General features: G+C 64.1%; 2 protein-coding genes. Both read left to right on the forward strand.

Features of this window, described 5'->3' with window-relative positions:
* Positions 1-849 (forward strand): ABC transporter substrate-binding protein (locus EOA24_RS37355; protein ID WP_133374879.1); only part of this gene is annotated, 849 nt, incomplete at its 5' end.
* Between the two features lie 65 nt (positions 850-914).
* A partial coding sequence (locus tag EOA24_RS37360) for a sugar ABC transporter permease (RefSeq protein ID WP_133374881.1) occupies positions 915-1,599 on the forward strand: 685 nt, incomplete at its 3' end.

The raw sequence follows: 1,599 nt of genomic DNA on the forward strand, positions 1-1,599 counted from the left end.
CTCTATTACCGCAAGGATCTGCTCGACAAATATGGCGCCAAGGTGCCGACCACCTGGCAGCAATTGCAGGACACCGCGAAGCTCGTCATGGACAGGGAGCGGGCGGCCGGCAACAAGGACATCTGGGGATACGTCTTCCAGGGCAATGCCTATGAGGGGCTGACCTGCAACGCGCTCGAATGGATGATGTCGAATGGCGGTGGCGGCATCATCGAGCCGGACGGCGAAATCTCCATCAACAATCCAAAGGCAGCCGCGGCGCTCGACAGGGCCAAGGGCTGGATCGGCACGATCGCGCCGCCGGGCGCGCTCGGCTATCAGGAGGAGGAAGCGCGCGGCGTCTGGCAGATCGGCAATGCGGTTTTCATGCGCAATTGGCCCTATGCCTATGCGCTCGGCAACAGCGAGAATTCGCCGATCAGGGGCAAGTTCGACGTGGCGCCGCTGCCGGCCGGCGAAGGCGGGCATCCGGTCGCGACATTGGGCGGCTGGAACCTTGCCGTCTCCAAATATTCGAAACATCCAAATGCCGCGATCGACCTGGTCAAGTTCATCGCCTCGCCCGAGATGCAGAAATACCGGACGCTCAAGACGGCCAACCTGCCGACCATCGCGGCGCTCTATGACGACCCCGACATTGCCAGGCAGCAGCCGATCGTGCCGCGCTGGAAAGAGATATTCCTCAACGCGCAGCCCAGGCCCTCGGCAACCGTCAGGATCAAATACAACGAGGCGTCCAGCCAGTTCTGGACCGCGGTGCACAACACGATCTCCGGGAACGGCACTGCCGCCGACAATCTCGCCGATCTCGAAGCGCGGCTGACCAGGCTGAAGGGCAAGGGCTGGTGAGCGCGGCCGGGCCATCGCCGCTGGCGCGCCGGCGCGTTCGCACGGCCTGGCTCTTCCTGGCGCCGATGCTTTTCGTGCTCGCCGTCGTCGCTGGCTGGCCGTTCCTGCGCACGGTCTATTACAGCTTCACCGATGCTTCGCTCGCCGATCTCGACGCGCGGCAATGGGTGGGCTTCGACAATTATTTCTCGGTGCTCACCCTGCCGAGCGGCCGGGTGCTCTATGACGGGCTGCTGGTCGATCCGGTCTGGTGGCGGGCGGTGTGGAACACGGTGCGCTTTGCAATTATCTCGGTGGCCTGCGAGACGGTGCTCGGCATGGTCGTGGCGCTGGCGCTCAACGCAGACTTCCCGGGACGCGGCATCGTGCGGGCGGCGATCCTCGTCCCCTGGGCGATCCCGACCATCGTCTCGGCCAAGATGTGGCAGTGGATGCTCAACGACCAGTTCGGCATCATCAATGTCGTTCTGCTCAATCTCGGCCTGATCGATAGCAAGATCGCCTGGACAGCGAGCGCCGACACCGCGATGGTCGCGGTGCTGATCGTCGATATCTGGAAGTCGACGCCGTTCATGGCGCTGCTCATCCTGGCGGCGCTGCAGATGCTGCCGCGCGAGATCCTCGAAGTGGCGAAGCTCGACGGCGCCAGCCCATGGCAGATCTTCTGGCGCGTGACGCTGCCGCTGATCCGCCCGGCGGTGATGGTGGCGGTGATTTTTCGCGCCCTCGATGCGCTGCGAATCTTCGACC

This window comes from Mesorhizobium sp. M2A.F.Ca.ET.039.01.1.1, assembly GCF_003998035.1.
GTDB lineage: Bacteria > Pseudomonadota > Alphaproteobacteria > Rhizobiales > Rhizobiaceae > Mesorhizobium.